The organism is Aequorivita capsosiphonis DSM 23843 (assembly GCF_000429125.1).
Taxonomy (GTDB): domain Bacteria; phylum Bacteroidota; class Bacteroidia; order Flavobacteriales; family Flavobacteriaceae; genus Aequorivita; species Aequorivita capsosiphonis.
On sequence record NZ_AUBG01000017.1, the window covers coordinates 74,030 to 95,003 of the forward strand.

At 37.6% G+C, this 20,974-nt stretch carries 19 protein-coding genes; 18 read left to right on the forward strand and 1 reads right to left on the reverse strand.

Annotated elements, in window-relative coordinates:
- Positions 1-72 precede the first annotated feature (72 nt).
- Complete coding sequence (locus G440_RS0114935) at positions 73-2,106, forward strand: hypothetical protein (RefSeq protein WP_026452054.1); 2,034 nt, start codon at positions 73-75, stop codon at positions 2,104-2,106.
- A gap of 200 nt (positions 2,107-2,306) precedes the next feature.
- On the forward strand, positions 2,307-3,776 hold the full coding sequence (locus tag G440_RS0114940) for an FAD-dependent oxidoreductase (RefSeq protein WP_026452055.1): 1,470 nt from the start codon (positions 2,307-2,309) through the stop codon (positions 3,774-3,776).
- 25 nt (positions 3,777-3,801) lie between these two features.
- Here G440_RS0114940 and G440_RS0114945 read toward each other — a convergent pair whose 3' ends face one another.
- Positions 3,802-5,529 carry a sodium:solute symporter family protein gene (locus G440_RS0114945; protein WP_026452056.1) on the reverse strand — a complete coding sequence of 576 codons (1,728 nt, stop codon included), beginning with the start codon at positions 5,527-5,529 and terminating at the stop codon, positions 3,802-3,804.
- A gap of 291 nt (positions 5,530-5,820) precedes the next feature.
- Between G440_RS0114945 and hisG the strand changes: the two genes are divergently transcribed.
- The 16 genes from hisG to G440_RS20065 all read left to right on the forward strand — a co-directional run bounded on the left by hisG (position 5,821) and on the right by G440_RS20065 (position 20,796).
- Complete coding sequence (gene hisG / locus G440_RS0114950) at positions 5,821-6,678, forward strand: ATP phosphoribosyltransferase (protein WP_026452057.1); 858 nt, start codon at positions 5,821-5,823, stop codon at positions 6,676-6,678.
- 81 nt (positions 6,679-6,759) lie between these two features.
- Positions 6,760-8,058, forward strand: coding sequence for a histidinol dehydrogenase (hisD, locus tag G440_RS0114955; protein ID WP_026452058.1), 1,299 nt, complete (start codon positions 6,760-6,762; stop codon positions 8,056-8,058).
- Positions 8,051-9,103, forward strand: coding sequence for a histidinol-phosphate transaminase (gene hisC, locus G440_RS0114960; RefSeq protein ID WP_026452059.1), 1,053 nt, complete (start codon positions 8,051-8,053; stop codon positions 9,101-9,103). Before hisD ends, hisC begins: the two co-directional genes overlap by 8 nt.
- Positions 9,100-10,239, forward strand: coding sequence for a bifunctional histidinol-phosphatase/imidazoleglycerol-phosphate dehydratase HisB (gene hisB, locus G440_RS0114965; RefSeq protein WP_034259659.1), 1,140 nt, complete (start codon positions 9,100-9,102; stop codon positions 10,237-10,239). The genes hisC and hisB overlap by 4 nt, the downstream gene beginning before the upstream one ends.
- Before the next feature lie 201 nt (positions 10,240-10,440).
- Positions 10,441-11,073: an imidazole glycerol phosphate synthase subunit HisH gene (hisH, locus tag G440_RS0114970; protein ID WP_051285408.1), complete on the forward strand. Its 633-nt coding sequence runs from the start codon at positions 10,441-10,443 to the stop codon at positions 11,071-11,073.
- Between the two features lie 32 nt (positions 11,074-11,105).
- The gene (gene hisA, locus G440_RS0114975) at positions 11,106-11,849 is read left to right on the forward strand and encodes a 1-(5-phosphoribosyl)-5-[(5-phosphoribosylamino)methylideneamino]imidazole-4-carboxamide isomerase (RefSeq protein WP_026452062.1); all 744 of its coding nucleotides are present in this window, start codon (positions 11,106-11,108) and stop codon (positions 11,847-11,849) included.
- Positions 11,850-12,008: 159 nt separating this feature from the next.
- Positions 12,009-12,356 (forward strand): four helix bundle protein, encoded by a 348-nt coding sequence (locus G440_RS0114980; RefSeq protein WP_026452063.1) that lies wholly within the window; start codon positions 12,009-12,011, stop codon positions 12,354-12,356.
- Between the two features lie 264 nt (positions 12,357-12,620).
- Complete coding sequence (hisF, locus tag G440_RS20055) at positions 12,621-13,409, forward strand: imidazole glycerol phosphate synthase subunit HisF (RefSeq protein ID WP_051285410.1); 789 nt, start codon at positions 12,621-12,623, stop codon at positions 13,407-13,409.
- 38 nt (positions 13,410-13,447) lie between these two features.
- Entirely contained in the window at positions 13,448-14,053 is a 606-nt protein-coding gene (gene hisIE, locus G440_RS0114995; protein WP_026452065.1) for a bifunctional phosphoribosyl-AMP cyclohydrolase/phosphoribosyl-ATP diphosphatase HisIE, read from the forward strand.
- 44 nt (positions 14,054-14,097) lie between these two features.
- Positions 14,098-15,186 (forward strand): magnesium/cobalt transporter CorA, encoded by a 1,089-nt coding sequence (gene corA, locus G440_RS0115000; protein WP_034259650.1) that lies wholly within the window; start codon positions 14,098-14,100, stop codon positions 15,184-15,186.
- Between the two features lie 28 nt (positions 15,187-15,214).
- Positions 15,215-15,709 (forward strand): peptide-methionine (S)-S-oxide reductase, encoded by a 495-nt coding sequence (locus G440_RS0115005; RefSeq protein WP_026452067.1) that lies wholly within the window; start codon positions 15,215-15,217, stop codon positions 15,707-15,709.
- Between the two features lie 123 nt (positions 15,710-15,832).
- Entirely contained in the window at positions 15,833-16,468 is a 636-nt protein-coding gene (locus G440_RS0115010; protein WP_026452068.1) for a hypothetical protein, read from the forward strand.
- A complete protein-coding gene (locus G440_RS0115015) occupies positions 16,462-16,671 on the forward strand; it encodes a helix-turn-helix domain-containing protein (protein WP_026452069.1) in 210 nt (69 codons plus the stop codon). Before G440_RS0115010 ends, G440_RS0115015 begins: the two co-directional genes overlap by 7 nt.
- A gap of 97 nt (positions 16,672-16,768) precedes the next feature.
- Entirely contained in the window at positions 16,769-18,094 is a 1,326-nt protein-coding gene (locus G440_RS0115020) for a TolC family protein (protein WP_026452070.1), read from the forward strand.
- 26 nt (positions 18,095-18,120) lie between these two features.
- A complete protein-coding gene (locus tag G440_RS20060) occupies positions 18,121-19,182 on the forward strand; it encodes an HlyD family secretion protein (protein ID WP_051285412.1) in 1,062 nt (353 codons plus the stop codon).
- Positions 19,183-19,185: 3 nt separating this feature from the next.
- Entirely contained in the window at positions 19,186-20,796 is a 1,611-nt protein-coding gene (locus tag G440_RS20065; protein ID WP_051285414.1) for an MFS transporter, read from the forward strand.
- The last annotated feature ends 178 nt before the right edge of the window (positions 20,797-20,974 follow it).

Here is a 20,974-nt window from a genome sequence, read left to right on the forward strand (position 1 = left end):
TTGATTCTTGGTTAGAACTCTAAACTCATCGACTTCTAAACTTTTAAACTCTTAAACCTGAAACCCTCTTTAGTGTCCATAGAAACTATACTTTACATAATCATCGCCGGAGTAATAGCTATTGCTCTGGCGCTTTTTATGTATGGGTATCGTTCAAAACAAAAAAGATCTTTACGCTGGATTTTTGGGGTGCTTCGTTTTGTCACACTTTTTTCTATTCTGCTTTTAATAATCAATCCCAAATTCAAAAGCGAAACGTATACTATTGAAAAGCCGAAGCTACCTGTTTTGCTTGATAATTCGGCATCAATTGGGGAGTTGGAACAAATGGAAAATGTTTCAGAATTACTTCAGAAATTAAAAGAAAATAAAAAGCTTAACGATAAATTCGATATTTCTTATTTTTCCTTCGGAAGTGATTTCCGTGAAAATGATTCACTTTCATTTGATGAAAAAAACACCAATATTTCCAAGGCATTAGCTTCAACAAACGAAATTTTCAATAATCAAACCGCGCCTACACTTTTAATAACGGACGGAAATCAAACCCTTGGTAACGATTACGAATTTTCGTCAACTAATTTTAAAAATCCAATTTTTCCGGTAATTATGGGGGATTCCATAAAATACACCGATTTAAAAATTGAGCAACTAAACACCAATCGCTACGCCTTTTTAAAAAACAAATTTCCTGTTGAGGTTATTTTAACTTACAGCGGCAACATTTCCGTTAATTCTGAATTTGTAGTTACTCAAGGTTCTTCAACGGTGTATCGTGAGTCGGTATCCTTTTCAGGAAATGAAACATCAAAAACGCTTAATTTTACACTTTCTGCAAATAGTGTTGGCCTTCAAAAATATACCGCACAGATACTTCCGCTTGCAGATGAAAAAAATAAGACCAACAATAGCAAGCAATTTGCTGTTGAAGTTATAGATCAAGCCACCAATGTTTTGGTGATTAGCAAAATGTCCCATCCAGATTTGGGAGCTTTAAAAAAGGCAATAAGTACTAACGAGCAGCGTACCGTTACTTTTAAAAAACCATTGGAAGCCATTAGAATTCTCAATGATTATCAACTTGTAATAATTTATCAGCCAGACCGAAATTTCGCTTCTGTTTTTTCTGAAATGGATAAACTAAAGAAAAACTCCTGGATAATCTCAGGGCTGCAGACAGATTGGTATTTCTTAAATGCCGCACAAAGTAATTTCAAAAAGAAATCGAGCAACCAAAGTGATGAGATTCAGGCAAAACTCAATACTAATTACGGCACTTTTGCGGTAGCGGATATTGGTTTTGAAAATTTCCCACCCCTACACACAAGTTTTGGAACGCTAACAGTTAATGTTCCAAATGAGGTTATGTTGGAACAAACAGTAAACGGTATCGCTACTGGAAATCCGTTGTTTGCTACTATGGAAATAAATGGCAAGCGCGATGCTATATGGGATGGAGAAGGTTTTTGGCGTTGGCGTGCCCATAGTTTTGTTGAAACCAATAGCTTTCAGAGTTTTGATGATTTTATAGGCAATATCGTCCAATATTTAGCTTCAAACAAACGCCGAAGCAGATTGGAGGTCGCTTCAGAAACCTTTTATTACAATAACAGTTCAATTAAAGTTTCGGCACAGTATTTCGATAAAAACTATGTGTTTGATAATCGAGCTTCCTTGAACATTAGCGTTAAAAACCAAGAGAATGAAAAGCAAACTATTTTCCCTATGCTCTTGCGAAATAATTATTTCGAAGTTGATCTTAACAGCTTGCCGGCGGGAGAATATAGCTATACGGTTTCGGTAGAAGATGAAGGCGTTTCCAGCGGCGGAAATTTCACAATTCTCGATTTTAATGTCGAGCAACAGTTCTTAAATGCCGATGTTTCAAAATTGAAACGTGTTGCGGAAAACACGAATGGAAAAGCATACTTTACTTCGGAATCTGATGCTTTAATTCAAGCGTTGATAGCAAATACGAACTTCCAAAACATGGAACGCAGCGAACAAAAAGTAGTGCCTTTTGTAGATTGGAAATATCTGCTAGCACTTATCGTTCTTGCCCTTGCTGCGGAATGGTTTATCAGAAAATACAACGGACTCATCTAACCATTTGTTTAGAATTAAATTTTCTGTCATTATTTTATGTTTATACTTAATCTCATTCAGAAAAATACAAGTTTTTTAAAGTTACATTTTATAGAATTAATTAGAGTGATATGCGATTATGGAAGATTAGGTCTAGCATCATTTGTAATACGATCTTTTTTTTATTAGTGGTGTTTAATTGAAGAACTAATAAGGACGAAGTGAAAAAAGTAGAGAAAAATGAGACTTACTTGACTATATGCCCTGATTGTCAGGGGCGTGGCAAAAAAAGCCGAGGCATTCGCAAAAAAGCACGAATCAGCTACCAAATAGCACTTGATCAATTTGAAAAAACGAAGGATGAAGTTACGGCTCCCGTTCCTCCTAAAAGTCAAAAATACGCTTGTTTAAATTGTAGCGGATCCGGTTTGATTCCTGCTGCTAGCCCTCCCATAGCCGATAAAGAAAATTACCCACACGTTGCTATTATTGGTGGAGGTATTGGAGGAGTTGCCCTGGCAGTCGCTTGCTTACATCGCGGAATACCATTCACGCTTTATGAACGCGATAACTGTTTCGATGCCCGATCGCAAGGCTATGGACTCACTTTGCAACAAGCTAGTAAAGCAATTAATGGCTTGGGTCTTTTCTCCTTAGAAGAAGGGATTGTTTCAACAAAACACGTGGTTCATAATACCGCGGGAAAAGTGATAGGGGAATGGGGGATGCGAAAGTGGATGGAACCTGATAATAAAAAGACTTCAAAACGTACAAATGTGCATATCGCGAGACAGGCTTTGCGTATGGCGCTGCTTAACCAACTAGGTGATAGTGATTCGGTAAAATGGGGGCATGAGTTAGTCGATTTTAATGAATGTAAAGACGCCGCTGTTAATCTGAATTTTGCGGTGAACGGAAAAATTATAAACGACAAGGCAGATCTCGTGGTTGGAGCTGATGGTATTAGAAGTTCCGTTCGGAAATTACTGATTGGTGAACATAACGCCCCTTTACGTTATTTGGGTTGTATTGTAATCTTGGGTATTTGTCCTTTAAGCACTCTCGAAGGTCTTGATAGTGCTTTGTTGGACTCGGCCACGGTATTTCAAACCGTGAATGGTCATGAGCGGATTTATATGATGCCTTATTCAAAAGATGCAGTGATGTGGCAACTTAGTTTTCCAATGCCAGAAAATGAGGCTAAGGCTTTGAGCGCTCAAGGTGCTCAAGCGCTTAAGGAAGAAGCTTGTCTTAGAACTCCTTGGCATAATCCTATTCCTCAGATTATAGCTGCAACAAAGGAATCTCATATTTCTGGCTATCCAGTATATGATCGCGAAATACTGAGTTCCGAATTGTTGGAGAAAAGCGAACAAATAACACTGATTGGAGATGCAGCTCACCCTATGAGCCCATTTAAAGGCCAAGGCGCAAACCAGGCGCTACTGGATGCCCTTGCGCTAGCGCGCGGAATTTCAAAAGGTTGTAAACCTTTATCTAATTGGAGAGAGATTGGCGTGAGGAAATGTGTTTTAACTGTATTTGAATCAGAGATGTTGGCACGCAGTACTTCCAAAGTGAAAGACTCCACTGCGGCTGCAAAGTTTCTACATTCCGAAACGGTGCTCTATGAGGGCGATGCGCCTCGTGGAAGTTTTGCAAAGATAAAAGATGGTAACGGCAATAATTGAAACTTCTCAATTTATAGTTAACCTATTAATCAGTCCTCTGAAACGATTTTATAATCACCAAGCCACAAACTACTGCCACAGCAGACAAACAAAATGCTAATATATTGTTGCTATAAATAAAGTTTCCAATGGCAAAAAGGGTACAATAAACACCAACGACACCTGCAAAAAAACCAAGGATTTTCATTCCAAAGCCTTTAAATTTAGATTCGTTGCCAAAGATTAAACTGTTGAAACTGTTAAGCGTTTCCGCTTCTGAAGGCTTTGTCAATAAGGTCACGAGCACCCATCCAATAGTCGTGATTACTACTCCGATAACGAGTTGCCAATGCCCGGCAATATCAACCAACGGAATTTCCATTTTACCATTAATAAAAAAGAAAGCAGCGATTACAAAGGAAATAAGCATCGCGGCAATTTCGCTATACGGGTTTATTCTGCTCCAAAACCAACGTAAAATAAAGAGTAAACCAGTTCCGGCACCAATAGAAAGCAACAAATTAAAACCATCACGCGCTTCTTCAAGTACAAGCGCCAACAAACCTGCAAAAACCATCATTAAAACCGTGGAGATTCTACCAACTGCAACCTGTTCTTTTCCGGAGGCTTCCTTCCGAAGAAAACGCACGTAAAAATCATTTACTACATAAGAACTTCCCCAGTTCAAGTGGGTTGAAATAGTACTCATAAATGCAGCAATCAATGATGTAATAACAATTCCCAATAAACCTGCAGGTAGGAAAGTAAGCATTGCCGGATAGGATAAATCATTTTTCACAAAAGATGGATTTAAGTCGGGGAAAGCTGCTTGTAAACTTTCAATATTTGGAAAAACAATGATTGACGCCAACCCGATAATAATCCAAGGCCAGGGACGAAGTGCATAATGAGCGATATTGAAAAATAAGGTCGCCCAAGTTGCGTGTTTTTCATTTTTCGCGGCTAACATTCGCTGGGCAATATAACCTCCACCACCAGGTTCTGCACCTGGATACCAAACGCTCCACCATTGTACGGCGAGAGGTATTATCAATAACGGAATCAATAATTCCGGTTTAGAAAAATCGGGTAGCATTGCCGTTTTTGCAGCAACGGCAGGAGTGGCGAGGAGTTTATCGATTCCGCCAATTTCGGGCATATTTACAATATAGATAGTCGCCCAAATACTTCCGACCATCGCAATTATAAATTGTACAAAATCCGTTAATAAAACCCCTTTTAAACCTCCAAACGCCGAGTAAATAACCACAACAGGCGAAGCAATCAACAATACTTCATAAGAAGATAAACCAAACATTACGTGGCCAATTTTAATCGCAGCCAAGCAAACGTTCGCCATAATGACAATGTTGAAGAATACACCAAGATAGATTGCACGAAACCCTCTTAAAAAAGCGGCGCTTTTACCGCTGTAACGCAATTCATAAAACTCTAAATCTGTTGTTATTCCGCTTCTTCGCCATAATTTGGCATAAAAAAATACCGTCAGCATTCCAGTAAGTAGAAAACTCCACCAAATCCAGTTTCCAAACACTCCATCCTCACGAATAACTCCGGCTACAAAGTTTGGAGTATCTGCCGCAAAAGTTGTGGCCACCATACTTACCCCAAGTAACCACCAAGGCATATTTCTATCGGAAAGGAAAAAGGATTTCGAGTCTTTTCCTGATTTTTTAGCTACAATTAGTCCTATTGCGATAAAAATGATAAAAAATGAAATTATGATTACCCAGTCCAGAGTTTCTAAATGCATAACAAGTATAGGTTTTTCGGTTGTTTAGGTTTGATTTGGTGAAAGTAAAGAAATTGCATCAAAATTATTAAAGCGTTAAAGTTTTATATTCACAGTTTTTTGAACAATTTTTTTGTTTAGATTTGCCTCACAATTATGAACAAGACAGTTTCACATAACCATCATATTATTTTCCACGCTCACGCGAGGTGATATGGCTGTTGTGTAAACTTAACAATATTCAAAAACCCGTTTGAGCAATCAAACGGGTTTTTTTATTCTCTAAACTGAACAGAATTATTATTTCAAAATATGAAAAAACTAAAAATTGCAGTACAAAAATCCGGACGTCTTCACGACGAATCCCTCTCTTTATTAAAGGATTGCGGAATTAATATAGATAACGGACGCGATCAGTTAAAAGCTTCGGCAACCAATTTTCCTTTGGAAATCTACTATTTGCGCAATGGCGATATTCCGCAGTATTTAAAGGATGGAGTAGTGGATTGCGCAATTATTGGTGAAAACATTCTTATTGAAAAAGGAGAGGGAACAAGTATCGCTGACCGATTGGGTTTTTCAAAATGCAGAGTTTCACTTGCCATTCCAAATTCGTTTAAATACGAATCAATTGAAGATTTAAACGGAAAACGAATTGCCACCAGCTATCCCGAAACACTGCGAGACTACTTAAAGCAAAAAGGAATCGAGGCAGAGCTGCACATAATTAGCGGCAGCGTAGAAATCGCCCCCAACATAGGCCTTGCTGATGCGATCTGTGATATTGTTAGTAGTGGGAGCACCTTATTTAAAAACAATCTAAAGGAGGTGGAAGTTATTCTTAAAAGTGAAGCAGTTCTGGCCGTTTCGCCAAATATTTCGGATAATGAAAATATAATTCTCAATAAACTTCGCTTTAGAATCCAATCGGTTTTACAAGGTCGCGATTCGCGTTACGTTCTCTTAAATGCTCCAAATGATAAGATAGAAGATATTATCAAAATTCTTCCCGGAATGAAAAGTCCCACCTTGCTTCCTTTGGCCGAAGAGGGTTGGAGCAGCCTTCATTCCGTTGTAAACAAGGATACTTTTTGGGAGGTGATAGACGAGCTAAAACTAGCCGGGGCAGAAGGAATTCTTGTTTGCCCGATTGAGAAAATGATAGTTTGAAAGTTGAAAGTTGAAATTGCGAAATAAGAACGACGAATTCTGAATCTTGAACATTAAATTTTAAACCTTGAATTTTTTAAGATGAATAAAATATACAATCCTAAACCTGAAACTTGGAGTGAGCTTTTAAAAAGACCCACTCAAAGCCTTGCAGATGTGGAAGCAAGCGTTAACGAAATATTTTCTGAAGTAAAATCGAATGGCGATAAAGCAGTTAAGAAGTACACTCAAGCCTTTGATGGTATTTCCATTGAAGAGTTGTTGGTTTCCAAGAAAGAAATTGATGTGGCTGAAAAAATGGTTTCCGGTGAGTTAAAAGAGGCCATCAACTTGGCAAAAGTGAACATAGAAAAATTCCACAGGGCACAAAAAACCGAAAGAATAGAAGTAGAAACTACTGAAGGGGTGCTTTGTTGGCAGGAAAAACGACCTATACAAAAGATCGGACTTTACGTTCCGGGAGGGTCCGCCCCTTTGTTTTCAACGGTGCTAATGTTGGCTATTCCAGCAAACATAGCAGGTTGTAACGAGATTGTGCTTTGTACGCCACCTGATAAAAACGGTGAAATAAACCCGGTTATCTTATATGCTGCGAAATTATGTGGTGTTACTAAAATTTATAAAATAGGAGGGATCCAAGCCATCGCCGCAATGACTTTTGGTACCCAAAGTGTTCCTAAAGTTTATAAGATATTCGGTCCCGGAAACCAGTTTGTTACCGTTGCAAAACAGATTGCAACAAAATATAATTTGGCTATAGATATGCCAGCTGGTCCTTCGGAATTACTGGTATTTGCAGATGATACAGCTAATGTTTCCTTTATTGCTTCAGATCTTTTATCACAAGCGGAACACGGCGCAGATAGTCAGGTAATTCTGGTTACAACTTCGGAAAAACTATTGAATTCCGTAGAAGTGGAAATTGAAAAACAACTTCAAGTTTTGCCACGTAAAGCTATTGCATCACAAGCGATTAATAATTCAAAGTTGATTTTAGTTGAATCCGTTTCTAAAGCAATCGATTTGATAAATGAATACGGCCCTGAACATTTTATAGTGGTTTCAAAAGACGAAGATTTTTTCCTTAAAAACATTCAAAATGCAGGCTCCGTATTTATAGGAAATTACACCCCCGAAAGTGCTGGAGACTATGCTTCGGGTACCAATCACACCTTGCCAACCAACGGTTTTGCAAAGCAATATAGTGGCGTTAATTTGGACAGTTTTCTAAAAAGTATGACGTTTCAGAAGATTTCCGAAAAAGGAATTCAAAATATAGGAAATGCGATAGAAATAATGGCAGAGGCCGAAGGTTTACAAGCGCATAAAAACGCAGTGACCTTGAGGTTAGACAATTTAAAAAGGACTAAAGATGAATAAGAATGTTTTTAATTTGGAGCTCTTAATTCGCCCAAACGTCCTCAAAATGAAGCCATACAGCTCCGCGCGTGATGAATTCAAGGATTTCGATCAAGAAATGATTTTCCTTGATGCCAACGAAAATCCCTTTGAAACTGCTGTAAACCGTTATCCCGATCCGCAGCAGCGAAAACTGAAAAGCATTCTTTCACAACAAAAGAACATTCCTACGAATCAAATTCTTTTGGGAAATGGTAGTGATGAAGTCCTCGACCTAATTTTCCGTGCGTTTTGCGAACCTGCGAAAGACAATATAATTACGCTTCCGCCAACCTACGGAATGTATAGCGTTTTGGCTAATTTAAACGATATTGAAAATAGGGAAGTGTTGCTTGATTCTGATTTTCAACCCGATTTGGATGAGATTTCAGAAACGATGGATTCTCGTACAAAATTATTGTTCATCTGCTCTCCCAACAATCCGACGGGCAATTTAATTTCTTCAGAAAAGATTACAAAACTATTGAACAATTCTAAAGGATTGGTAGTAATTGATGAAGCGTATATTGATTTCGTTTCAAATGAAAGTTGGTTAAAAAGATTGAAGGAATTTCCAAATCTGATTATTACACAAACGCTTTCAAAAGCATACGGAATGGCGGGAATCCGTTTGGGAATTTGTTACGCTTCCGCAGAAATAATTGCTGTTTTAAACAAAATCAAACCTCCGTACAACATCAATAAATTGACGCAGCAGAAGGCAATTGAACAACTTCAGGACATTACGAGATCTATAGTTGATATAGCCTTATTGAATGAAGAAAAGAACGCTTTATCTAAAGCTTTAGTTGAAGTATGTTTTATTCAGAATATATATCCATCCGACTCTAATTTTATTCTTATAAAAGTTGACAATGCAGAAAAACGTTATTTACAATTATTAGAAAAAGGCATCGTAGTTCGAAACAGAAGTTCGCAGCCGCTTTGTGAGAATACACTACGTATAACAATTGGAACTGCTTGGGAAAACGAAAAACTAATCAACATTATAAAAACATTAAAATGATAAAGAAACGCATACTTTTTATTGACCGCGACGGCACAATAATAAAGGAAACTGTAGATGAGCAAATAGACGCTTTTGATAAAATGATCTTTTATCCGAAAGTGTTTACCTATCTAGGAAAAATCGCCAAGGAGCTGGATTTTGAATTGGTAATGATAACCAATCAGGACGGGTTGGGAACGGAATCTTTCCCGGAAGATACTTTTTGGCCGGTTCAGGATTTCATTATAAAATCCTTGGAAAATGAAGGTGTGGTTTTTCAAAATATACTTATTGATTGCACTTTTCCACAAGAAAATGCAAATACCCGTAAACCGGGAATTGGTTTATTGAAGGAGTATTTTTCTGAAGACTACGATCTTGAAAATTCATTTGTTATAGGCGATAGGTTGACAGACATCGAACTTGCGAAAAACCTTGGCTCAAAAGGGATTTTTATTAATGACCACACTAACTTGGGCACTGACGAAATTGCGTCAAAAGCGGAAGAACTGCAAAAATATATTGCTCTAGATACAAACGACTGGCAAGAAATTTATGAGTTTTTAAAATTGAAACAACGCGTTTCTGAAATCGAACGCGAAACAAACGAAACGGATATTTCAATAAAATTAAACCTAGACGGCACAGGGAAGAGTGATATAAGCACGGGGATTGCATTTTTTGACCATATGCTGGACCAATTGGCAAGACACGGGCAAATGGACTTAGAGATCACTGTAAAGGGTGATTTGGAAGTAGATGAGCACCACACTATAGAAGATACCGCAATTGCTTTGGGTGAAGTTTTTAATAAGGCGCTTGGGGAAAAGCTGGGAATGGAACGCTATGGTTTCTGTTTGCCAATGGACGATTGTTTGGCCCAGGTTGCTATTGATTTCGGTGGGAGAAATTGGTTGGTTTGGGATGCAGATTTTAAACGCGAAATGATTGGAAAAATGCCGACGGAAATGTTTTATCATTTCTTTAAAAGCTTTACCGATGGCGCGCGAGCGAACCTCAACATTAAAGCTGAAGGAACAAACGAACATCACAAGATTGAGGCAATTTTTAAAGCCTTTGCAAAAGCGATTAAAATGGCTGTAAAACGCGATGCGGAGAAAATGATTTTACCAACGACAAAAGGAAAGTTGTGATTTCTAAATACGAGTAAAGGAATTAACGACGAGGTACGAACGACGAAGGACGAATTGCGAAATCGGAAAATAGAAATTAGAAATACGAGTTCTAAATGACGAAAGACGAAAGTATAAATCAGAAATACGAAATTGGAAAAACGAAATACAACAAAAGAAACTTTATAAAACCCATCTAATCCGCCGTGGTGGAGAACTGTTATGAAAACTAAAATAAATGAAAATATAGGATTTCCTCCCCCTTCGGGGGCTGGGGGGATTGTGATAATTGATTACGGGGCAGGGAATATACAAAGCATCAAATTTGCTTTGCGGCGACTCGGTGTGGAAGCTGTTTTAAGTAATAACGAAACTGAAATTAGAAATGCAGATAAAGTTATTTTCCCAGGTGTGGGTGAGGCTAGTAGCGCAATGCAAAAATTAAAAACTTCCGGCTTGGATAAAGTAATCCCATCCTTAAAACAACCTGTTTTAGGAATCTGTTTGGGAATGCAGCTGCTCTGTAATTATTCCGAAGAAGGAAATACAAATGGGTTAGGCGTTTTTGATGTAGCTGTAATTCGATTTTCAAAGGATGTAAAAGTGCCACAAATAGGATGGAATCAAATAACCAATTTAAAATCTGATCTATTTAAAAATATTACAGAAAAGGAGTTTATGTATTTGGTTCATAGCTATTACGCGCCTTTATGTAAAGAAGCCATTGCAACTTCGGAATATGGAATTCAGTACGCGTCGGCTTTACAAAAAGATAATTTTTATGGTGTACAATTCCACCCAGAAAAAAGTAGTACAGCAGGAGAGCAGATTTTAAAGAATTTTTTAGAACTATAAAAAGAGATTCCCGCCTTCGCGGGAAATAAACAATGAGAATAATACCAGCAATAGACATCATCGATGGCAAGTGTGTCCGTCTTTCAAAAGGCGATTACAATACAAAAAAGATTTATAATGAAAATCCGCTAGAAGTAGCCAAACAGTTTGAGGCCCACGGAATTCAATATCTGCATTTGGTAGATTTGGATGGCGCTAAGAGCAGTCACATTGTAAACCATAAAATCTTGGAAGAAATCGCTTCCAATACATCCTTAAAAATCGACTTTGGCGGAGGCTTAAAAACCGATGAAGATTTAAGAATAGCTTTTGAATGTGGTGCAAACCAAATCACAGGAGGCAGTATAGCAGTGAAAAACCCTGAAATTTTTAAAAGTTGGTTGCAGCAATTTGGAAGTGATAAAATCATTCTTGGCGCAGATGCCTTAGACGAAAAAGTTGCCATTAGTGGTTGGATGGAAGATTCTAATGAAGAATTAATTCCATTTATTCAAAAGAATCTTGAAGAAGGAATTAGCTATATAATCTGTACGGACATTAGTAAAGATGGAATGTTGCAAGGGCCTTCGTTTAATTTGTATCGAAAAATCTTTGAAAAGAGTCAAATGTCAAAAAATACTTTAAAGCTTATTGCTTCCGGAGGAATCTCAACCTTCGTTGAACTGCCAAAGCTTGCAGAAATTGGATGCGAAGGTGTGATAATTGGAAAGGCCATTTATGAAAACCGGATAAGTCTAAGACAACTTGAAAAATATATTTTGAACGACAAATTTTAAACGACGAACGACGAACGACGAACGAACGAGCGACGAATGACGAACGAACGAGCAACGAATGTTGAATCAAAGAAAAATGAGAAATGAATGAAGAGTGGATGCTATTCAATAATCGAAATATGATTATTTTTAATCCCTAATCAATTAATAATTAAGGCTATGCAAGATTTAAAAGCTAGAACAAAGAAATTCACATTAGATTGTTTGACATTATGTACTAAAATTCCAAAATCAAGGGAATTTGATAGTATAGTTCGCCAACTTATTCGTTCATCAAGTTCTGTTGGTGCCAATTATCGAGCGGCAAACAGAGCTAAGTCTGACCGTGACTTTATAAATAAGTTAAAAATCGTTGAAGAAGAAGCAGACGAAAGTATGTTTTGGTTGGAGATTTTGCTCGAAATTAATCCTAATAATACTGAAACCATACAAAAGCTAATAAAGGAAAGCGATGAATTAGTAGCCATCACCGTTGCATCCATAAAAACTGCAAGGAAAAGATTATGATTTATCCTTTAGTCTCGTCGCTCGTCGCTCGTACCTCGTCGTTCATTTCGTCGTTCGCATTTCTTACTTCAGTCTCGTCGCTCGTCATTCGTACCTCGTCGTTCACTCTGTCGTTCATCGTTCGTACTTCAGTCTCGTCGCTCGTCGCTCGTACCTCGTCGTTCATTTCGTCGTTCGCATTTCGTACTTCAGTCTCGTCGCTCGTTGCTCGTACCTCGTCGTTCATTTCTCGTCGTTCGTACCTCGTAACTCTAACCTCAACTTATGTTAACTAAACGAATAATCCCCTGTCTCGACATTAAAAACGGACGCACCGTAAAAGGAATCAATTTCCTAGACTTACGCGACGCAGGTGATCCTGTGGAACTCGCTAAATTCTATTGCGAAAATAGTGCTGATGAATTGGTTTTTCTGGATATTTCAGCAACTGAAGAACGGAGAAAAACTTTAGCGAATTTGGTTTTAAAAGTCGCTGAAACTATCAATATCCCGTTTACTGTTGGCGGAGGGATTTCTTCCGTAGAAGATGTTGAAATTCTTTTGAATAACGGTGCGGATAAAGTTTCGATTAATTCTTCTGCAGTAAAAAACCCGCAGTTAATAAATGAGCTAGCTTCAAGATTTGGGTCGCAATGTATTGTTGTGGCGATTGATGCAAAACTGATTGATGGTAATTGGATAGTGCATTTAGTGGGAGGAAAGGAGCCTACCAAGTTAGACCTATTTGAATGGGCAAAAGAAGTAGAGCAACGCGGCGCTGGTGAAATTCTCTTTACATCTATGGATCACGATGGAACTAAAAACGGTTTCGCAAATGAAGCTTTGGCAAAACTTTCAACTCAATTAAATATTCCGATAATCGCTTCGGGTGGTGCGGGAACTATTCAGCATTTTACAGATGCTTTTATAGAGGGAAAGGCAGATGCGGCTTTGGCAGCTAGTGTTTTTCACTTTAAAGAGATTAAGATTTCAGATTTAAAAAAGGAATTACAAAGGCAGGGAATACCTGTGAGAGTGACGAATTACGAGCGACGAACGACGAATGACGAATGACGAAAAAATAAAATAGGAACAATAAAAGATACTTAGTAATGGAAATAGATTTTAAAAAATACAGTGACGGCCTTGTGCCGGCGATAATTCAGGATAATTCTACTAATAGGGTTTTGATGCTTGGTTATATGAATGAAGCGGCTTTTTTAAAAACCAATCAATCAAAAAAAGTTACTTTTTTCAGTAGAAGCAAACAGAGGCTTTGGACCAAAGGGGAAGAAAGCGGTAATTTTTTAGAACTGGTTTCATTTGCGGTGGATTGTGATAACGATGCGCTGTTAATAAAAGTGAATCCTGAAGGACCGGTTTGCCACAAAGGATCTGATACTTGTTGGGAGGAAGAGAATTCATCAAGTTTCGGTTTTCTCTCGGAATTGGAAAATATAATTCAAAATAGAAAAGAGGAAGCTGAGAATAAGGATAGCTACGTCTCATCACTTTTCCGAAGTGGCATCAATAAAATAGCTCAAAAAGTAGGCGAGGAGGCAGTGGAAGTAGTTATTGAAGCAAAAGACAATGATGACAGTCTTTTTTTAAATGAGAGTGCCGATCTATTATTTCACTATCTCATTTTATTGCAGGCAAAAGGTTTTACACTTCAGGATGTGGAGAAAATTTTGCGGCAACGGCATAAAACTTATTAGTCTTTCTTCTTTTTTCCTACCTTTAAAAAATAATCACTTCTTATATGTGTGCAAAGAGAAAAAGAAAGAATAAAACCGCTAAAATCCAACCTAAAAAGGCTAGTAACCTTACTCCGGGAACAGTATCATATACGGGTAAAAAAATAACTACCCAAACCCAATTGGATATTATTGATTATTCAAAAGATAGCTTCAGTCGTTTCGAAACCCACGATATAGACGAGGCTTTTAAATATGAAGATGCGTCACATATTACTTGGATTAACGTAAATGGTTTAAGTAATTCCAGCGATATTATTACACTGGGAAATCACTTTGACTTACATCCATTAATTCAGGAAGATATTGTAACAACAAACCAGCGACCAAAAATAGATGAGTACGATGAATATCTTTTTATTGTATTTAAAATGTTGCATTACGATGAAAATGAAGATCTAAACCAAGAACACGTTAGTATGGTCATGGGCAAGGATTACGTGGTGACTTTCCAAGAATCTGAAGGGGATGTTTTTGGTGATCTTCGAGACAGGTTGGAACAAGGAAAAGGAAGGATTCGTGGGGCGGGAGCAGACTATTTGATGTTTGCGATTCTCGATGCGATAGTAGATAATTATATTACGACTGTAGAGTTTTTAAGCAATAAAATTGAATTGCTAGAGGATAAACTTTTTGACGATAAAGAAGATCCAAACATCACGCAGGAAATTCAAGAATTAAAAAAGGAGATTCTAAAAGTCAGACGGGCTGTCGTTCCTCTAAGAGAAGTGATAAATCGTTTGGAAAAAATAGAAACTCCCCTCATTGAGCAGCGTACCAACAAATATATTCGCGATTTATACGATCATATTATTCAAGTAAACGAAAGCGTGGAAATATACCGGGATATGATCTGGGGCTTGATGGATATGTATATGACTACCATAAGCAACAAGATGAATGAGGTGATGAAAGTGCTTACTATTATGGCTTCCATTTTTATACCCTTAACTTTTCTTGCAGGGATTTATGGGATGAATTTTGACAATATGCCGGAGCTTCACTTTAAATATAGTTACTACTATCTTTTGGGGGTAATGGCATTAGTTTTCTTCGGAATGATCTGGTATTTTAAAAGGAAGAAATGGTTGTGAAAAGCTGTATAACTATAAATTCTAAAGCTTGAGAAAAATTGCATTTGGCGGTGGCTGTCATTGGTGTACAGAAGCTGTTTTTCAATCCTTAAAAGGTGTAGAGTCGGTGGAGCAAGGATATATTGCTTCAACTGGAGAAGAAACTTCTTTTTCTGAAGCAGTAATTGTCCATTTCAACCCTGAAATAATTTCGATAAAAATTTTGATTGAGATTCATTTGCTTACGCATAAAAGCACTTCTAATCATAGTATGAGAAATAAGTATCGGTCCGCGGTTTATTCCTTTTCTAAAAGACAAAATAAAGAAGTGCAAGAGATAATAACATTTTTTCAAAAAAAGTTTGAAAATAAAGTAATTACAAAGACCTATCCTTTTTCTGAATTTAAACCATCACGGGAACCATTGCAGAATTATTATTACAGTAATCCAAATAAGCCTTTTTGTGAAAAATTTATCGATCCAAAACTTAAGTTTCTTTTGAAAAATTTTGGCGATCACTTGCAGGAAAATCGCTTAGATTAAGTCTTTGCGATTAGCTATTAAACGATGATTGCTTTAAATGGTTTTACACGAATCCATATTATAAACATTCGTTGAATTTAAAGAATTACATTACTCCTCAAATATTTTCTATTTTTATACGAAATGCAGCCTATCAAGAAATCAACTCAAATCAGTACCGACAAATTTCTTAGGAAACAACTTTCAAGAAAAGAATCCTTCGATTTTGCGCCACCATTCTTCTTATTGGTGAAATCTGGTAAAATGATTCTTCAAGGAGAAACGGAACACATTATTGAAGCTTCTACCATTACTGTTCTTTCGAAACAGGAAAAATTTAAATTAATAGATATAAGCGAAGATTGCAAATGTATTCTGTTGCAGTACAATAGGCAGTATGTGCGCACCATGACGTTTCAGCTCAATCTTTTGGATGCGTTTAAATATGTGTACACCAACTCAAAATATACATTCGATCTTCCTCATCAAGACTTTAACGATCTCTGGTTTTTGGCGGATTATATAAGTCGTCAATTAAAAGTTTCGGAAAATATGGATCTGGAGAAACATATTCTCCGGCATCTTAATTACTCCTTCTTATATAGTGCTATAGAAAAAATGGATAGAAACAACAAGTTTGATTCCAATCCAACAAATCAAAAGGAAAAAATCGTTTTAAAATTCTTTGAAAATTTACGCGATCATGCCACTTCCAAATTAAAGGTTTCGGATTATGCTCAAAACAAAATGTTACATCGCGGCATTTTTCAGCAATGGTAAAAGAGGTTACGGGAATGCCGGCATTAGAGATTATTCATCGTATGCTTATAAGTCGTGCCAAAGTCGAATTGACCACCACAAATAAACCTATTTCTGAAATAGCATTAGACTTAGGATTTACCGATCCATATACTTTTAGTCATTTTTTTAAGAAACAAAGTGGCATGAATCCAACAGATTTCCGAAATAACTACCAAGAATAATAAAAATCCCACATTTTGACATCAATCTCCTAAGTTTTAATATTTCAGAGACTTAGTCTCTTCTTACCTTTGTTTCAACAAAAAATAGTAAGGCAACATGAGATTATTAAAACAGACAACGCTGGTCTTCCTAGTGTTATTTGGTTTTCACAGCCAAATAGCTTCTGCACAGGAAAAACAAGAGCGCAAAATGACGATTCAGGAATTGGCCGATAGTTTAAAGGTGAACAACATACAATTGGAACTGGCCAACACTTCAGTAAGAGTGGCTGAAGCTAGAATTGGTGAAGTAAAAACCAACAGACTTCCAAACATCGGCGCCGAAATGATTGGAATGTATTTGAGTGATGTGGACATCTACAATACACATTGGTCAAAAATTCAGAGTGTGACCATTCCTAACTTCGGTCATCAATTCAATTTAAATGCAAATCAACTTATTTACGGTGGAGGACGGATTAACAAAGCCGTTGCTTTAGCCGAAATGAATAAAACCTTAGTTGATGGCCAACGCAATGACACAGACCAAAGTATAAAATTGAATGCTTCGGAATTGTACCTAAACCTTTATAATCTTCAACACCAAAAGGAAATTTTGGAAAGCAACAAAGAATTGGCCGAGGAGCGAACAAAAAATGTAAACGACTTTTTTGAACAGGATATGGTAACCAAAAACGAAGTTTTGCGAGCCGAAGTACTGCAAAGGCAATTGGAGCAAAGCATTTTACAAACTCAAAACGCAATTGATATAACTAACAAAAACCTAACCCTGATGGCAGGTTTAGATGAGAATATCTTGATTATTCCTGATGTTAGTAATATCAACCATACAATCCGTCTTCAGGATGAAGCCTATTTTCGTGACATAGCCTTCGGAAACAATCCGCGACTCAATATAAGTGATACCCAAATAGCTATTGCCGAAAAAAATCTTGAACTCACAAAATCAGATAGACTGCCTACTCTTGCTGGCTTTGCGGGTTATGGAGCTACACGGCCGATGACAAGTAGCGCTCCGGCAATTGATGCGTATTCCGCGAGTTATCAAGTTGGTTTAAATCTTTCCTATAATATTGAATCCCTTTTTAAAAATGGTAAAAAGGAAGCCGTGGATAAGATTTTGATCGATCAAGCCGAGCAGCAAAAAATAGCGGTGATGCAAAATATTGAATCCGATGTAAACACAGCTTTCAACAACTATCATCAGGCAATTAAGCAAAGAGAAGTGAGCAGCATCAATGAAGAAGCAGCTGATGAAAACTACCGAATTACCGAGTTAAAATACAAAAATCAACTAGTGACTGTAGCAGAAATAATTGACGCGTCAAACACGAAACTTCAGGCAGAACTCCAGACATTGGATGACGAAACAGACATTATTGTAAACTATATAAGGCTTCTACGTGTTACGGGGCAACTATAAACCAATCAGACTTTAAAAAATAGATCATGGCAAAAAAAGATAAAAAAATCAAGAAAAAAAATAAATTATATCTCACACTTTTAAATGCTTTCGTATTTATTGTGACCTTATTGGTTATATGGTTTATAATGAAAAACTACTTACATATCAATGACGATACTTACGTTAATGATGCGCAGGTAAAAGCTTATATCAGTCCCATCAACTCAAGAGTACCTGGATATATAGAAGACATTCGTTTTCAGGAACATCAAGAAGTGAAAAAGGGGGATACATTGGTGATTTTGGATAGAAGTGAATTTGAAAATGCCGTTTCACAGGCCGAAGCAGGATTGAGTCAAGCAAGGGCTAACAAAGCTTCAGCCCAATCTTCTGTAGCAAGAGTGAGTACAGGAGAAAGCACCGTGACAGCCAATATTTTCGGCGTTCAGGCCCAATTGGATAATGCGAAGGCAGATCTTACCAGATATAAAAATTTATTGGATAATGACGCGGTAACCCTGCAGCAGTATCAACAAGTGGAAACGCAGGTAAAAACCTTACAGTCGCAGTATAACGCAATGAAGGAACAAAAAAACACCGCGAGACTGACTACGGACGAAACCCAATCTAAAATTGCAATCAGTGATGCACAGATAGAAGCTGCTGAAGCCACCTTGGCAAGAGCGGAATTAAATTTAAAATATTCTGTAATCACTGCACCTGAAGATGGAATTATGGGGAGAAGACCCATTACCACCGGACAATTTATTCAGCCAGGGCAGCAAATTGCAGCCTTGGTACAGGAGAATACAAAGTGGATTGAAGCTAACTTATTAGAAACTCAATTGCCATTGGTACATGTGGGTGAAGTAATCAGTTTTAAAATTGATGCGATGGGGAAAACCAAGTTTGAAGGGAAAATAACTTCAATTTCCGCCGCAACGGGTGCGGAATATTCAGCGATTCCAACGGATAATTCCTCTGGAAACTTTGTAAAAGTGCAACAACGAATCCCTGTGAAAATAGAATTCACCAAAAATAATGATCAAAAACTCATCGATAGCGTACGAGTGGGAATGAACGTGGTTATGACCCTTAAAAAGTAGACGATGTATAACAAAGGTTTATTTGCAGATTGGGTTCCAAAACCAGTACAGCTGCTGCTTATTATCATCTTTCTTTTTCCGGTATTGGTGGTGAGTGGTATTTATACTGGTAATGTTAGCTATATGGCAAGCAGCCTTGGCACCTATAATGAATGGTTGGCTTTTGCCAACTATGCTGGGGTTATTGGGATGGGAACCAGTATGCCTATCATTTTCCGATTCAAATTGGCGTTTCATACAAAATATCTCGTTGTACGCACGTTTTTGATTTTGGCAGTGCTGTCTTTTGTGATCGGCACCGCGGACAATAATTTAGTGATAGTGGCCGCGTCATTTTTAATTGGTTTCTTTAAAATGTTTGCGCTTATTGAACTTATCCTCCCGGTTATGTTTATTATAAGTCCTACTGGGGAAAGACCTAAATTCTACTCTATTTTCTATCCTTTGGCAATTATTATTCCTCAGGTGGCTGGATATTTGATGACGCGAATTGGTTTTTTCACCTCTTGGGAGAGCGCCAATTTTATAATGGCTATCATAATGTTGTTTTGTGCTGCGCTGGCGCTGATCTTTATGCACCATAAGCGATTCGATAAAAAAGTTCCTTTGTATTATATAGATTGGATGGGGATGTTTCTCTACGTGATCATATTTATGGCGATGGCCTATTTTATGGCGTTTGCGAAACAAGAAAATTACTTCCGGTCAGACAATATTATGTTTGCCACGATCATAGTTATTGTGGGAATAATAGTTTATCAAATCAACCAACGCTTTACAAAACGTCCTTTCGTAGATTTTGGGACTTTAAAAAACTACAATGTAATCCACGGTATAATGATGCTATTTATGCTCGGTTTTTTCTTGGCTGGAAGCTCCCTTCAAGGGAAGATTACCAGAGGGGTTTTGGGGTTTAGTACAGTCTTGGACAATTCGTATAACCTATGGATGATTCCGGGAATTATAATAGGAAGTATTTACAGCTTAAAATGGCTAGGGAAAAATAAATCCTTAAAAATGTATATCCTCACTGGATTTGCGGCTTTTATTTTCTATTATATTTTTATGTACTTCTTGGTCTCACCAAACTTGAGTTATGAGCAGTTAATAGTTCCCAATATGCTTCGTGGTTTTGGAATGGCGGTCTTATTTATTGGTGTTTGGCTTTACGCGTTGGGTAATTTGTCTGTGGATGCTACCCTGGGGGTTGCAGCGGTGTTAATTGTAACACGCACCATGCTCGGACCAGGAGTTTGGGGATTGATCTTTAACTATATCGACGGGATTTGGAATTTAGAGATTTTCACTAATATAGCTGGAAAAATGGACGCTGGAGCCTATACCCAAGAGGCTGCAATGAATCTTTATAGAAACATCAAATTGGATGCGCTTGTTATTTCGACAAAGCGATTATACGGATTACTGGTTTTACTCGGTGGTGCAGTAATAGTTTATGTGGCTTTCCTAAATATGGAAGGTTTGCACAAACGAAAAATTGTGTTGTTGCGCAAGCGTTTAAAAGGTCAAGGAACTAAAGGTTACAACCGCACAATAGAAAAAGAAGAGGAAGAATTAAAAACCGAAGCAGAAGCCGCAAGTGGCGCTGCAATATAAAGATGCCTGATTCGGGTTTGGAAAACCAATCCCGATCTATTTCCCTGCCTTGGACGTTTATCTGAGGCAGGGTTTTTTGGCTTCGGGCTTCGATACAATCCCGATGAAAAATCGGGATCACTCAGCCACCTTTGATTGGTCTGAGTACTTTAACAACCAAACAAAGGTTCCTGAGTAG

Coding starts and splice junctions, on each gene's coding strand:
- G440_RS0114945 (WP_026452056.1), bottom strand. CDS start 5,529: ATGCATTTAGAAACTCTGGACTGGGTAATCATAATTTCATTTTTTATC.
- hisG (WP_026452057.1), top strand. CDS start 5,821: ATGAAAAAACTAAAAATTGCAGTACAAAAATCCGGACGTCTTCACGAC.
- hisD (WP_026452058.1), top strand. CDS start 6,760: ATGAATAAAATATACAATCCTAAACCTGAAACTTGGAGTGAGCTTTTA.
- hisC (WP_026452059.1), top strand. CDS start 8,051: ATGAATAAGAATGTTTTTAATTTGGAGCTCTTAATTCGCCCAAACGTC.
- hisB (WP_034259659.1), top strand. CDS start 9,100: ATGATAAAGAAACGCATACTTTTTATTGACCGCGACGGCACAATAATA.
- hisH (WP_051285408.1), top strand. CDS start 10,441: ATGAAAACTAAAATAAATGAAAATATAGGATTTCCTCCCCCTTCGGGG.
- hisA (WP_026452062.1), top strand. CDS start 11,106: ATGAGAATAATACCAGCAATAGACATCATCGATGGCAAGTGTGTCCGT.
- G440_RS0114980 (WP_026452063.1), top strand. CDS start 12,009: ATGCAAGATTTAAAAGCTAGAACAAAGAAATTCACATTAGATTGTTTG.
- hisF (WP_051285410.1), top strand. CDS start 12,621: ATGTTAACTAAACGAATAATCCCCTGTCTCGACATTAAAAACGGACGC.
- hisIE (WP_026452065.1), top strand. CDS start 13,448: ATGGAAATAGATTTTAAAAAATACAGTGACGGCCTTGTGCCGGCGATA.
- corA (WP_034259650.1), top strand. CDS start 14,098: ATGTGTGCAAAGAGAAAAAGAAAGAATAAAACCGCTAAAATCCAACCT.
- G440_RS0115010 (WP_026452068.1), top strand. CDS start 15,833: ATGCAGCCTATCAAGAAATCAACTCAAATCAGTACCGACAAATTTCTT.
- G440_RS0115015 (WP_026452069.1), top strand. CDS start 16,462: ATGGTAAAAGAGGTTACGGGAATGCCGGCATTAGAGATTATTCATCGT.
- G440_RS0115020 (WP_026452070.1), top strand. CDS start 16,769: ATGAGATTATTAAAACAGACAACGCTGGTCTTCCTAGTGTTATTTGGT.
- G440_RS20060 (WP_051285412.1), top strand. CDS start 18,121: ATGGCAAAAAAAGATAAAAAAATCAAGAAAAAAAATAAATTATATCTC.
- G440_RS20065 (WP_051285414.1), top strand. CDS start 19,186: ATGTATAACAAAGGTTTATTTGCAGATTGGGTTCCAAAACCAGTACAG.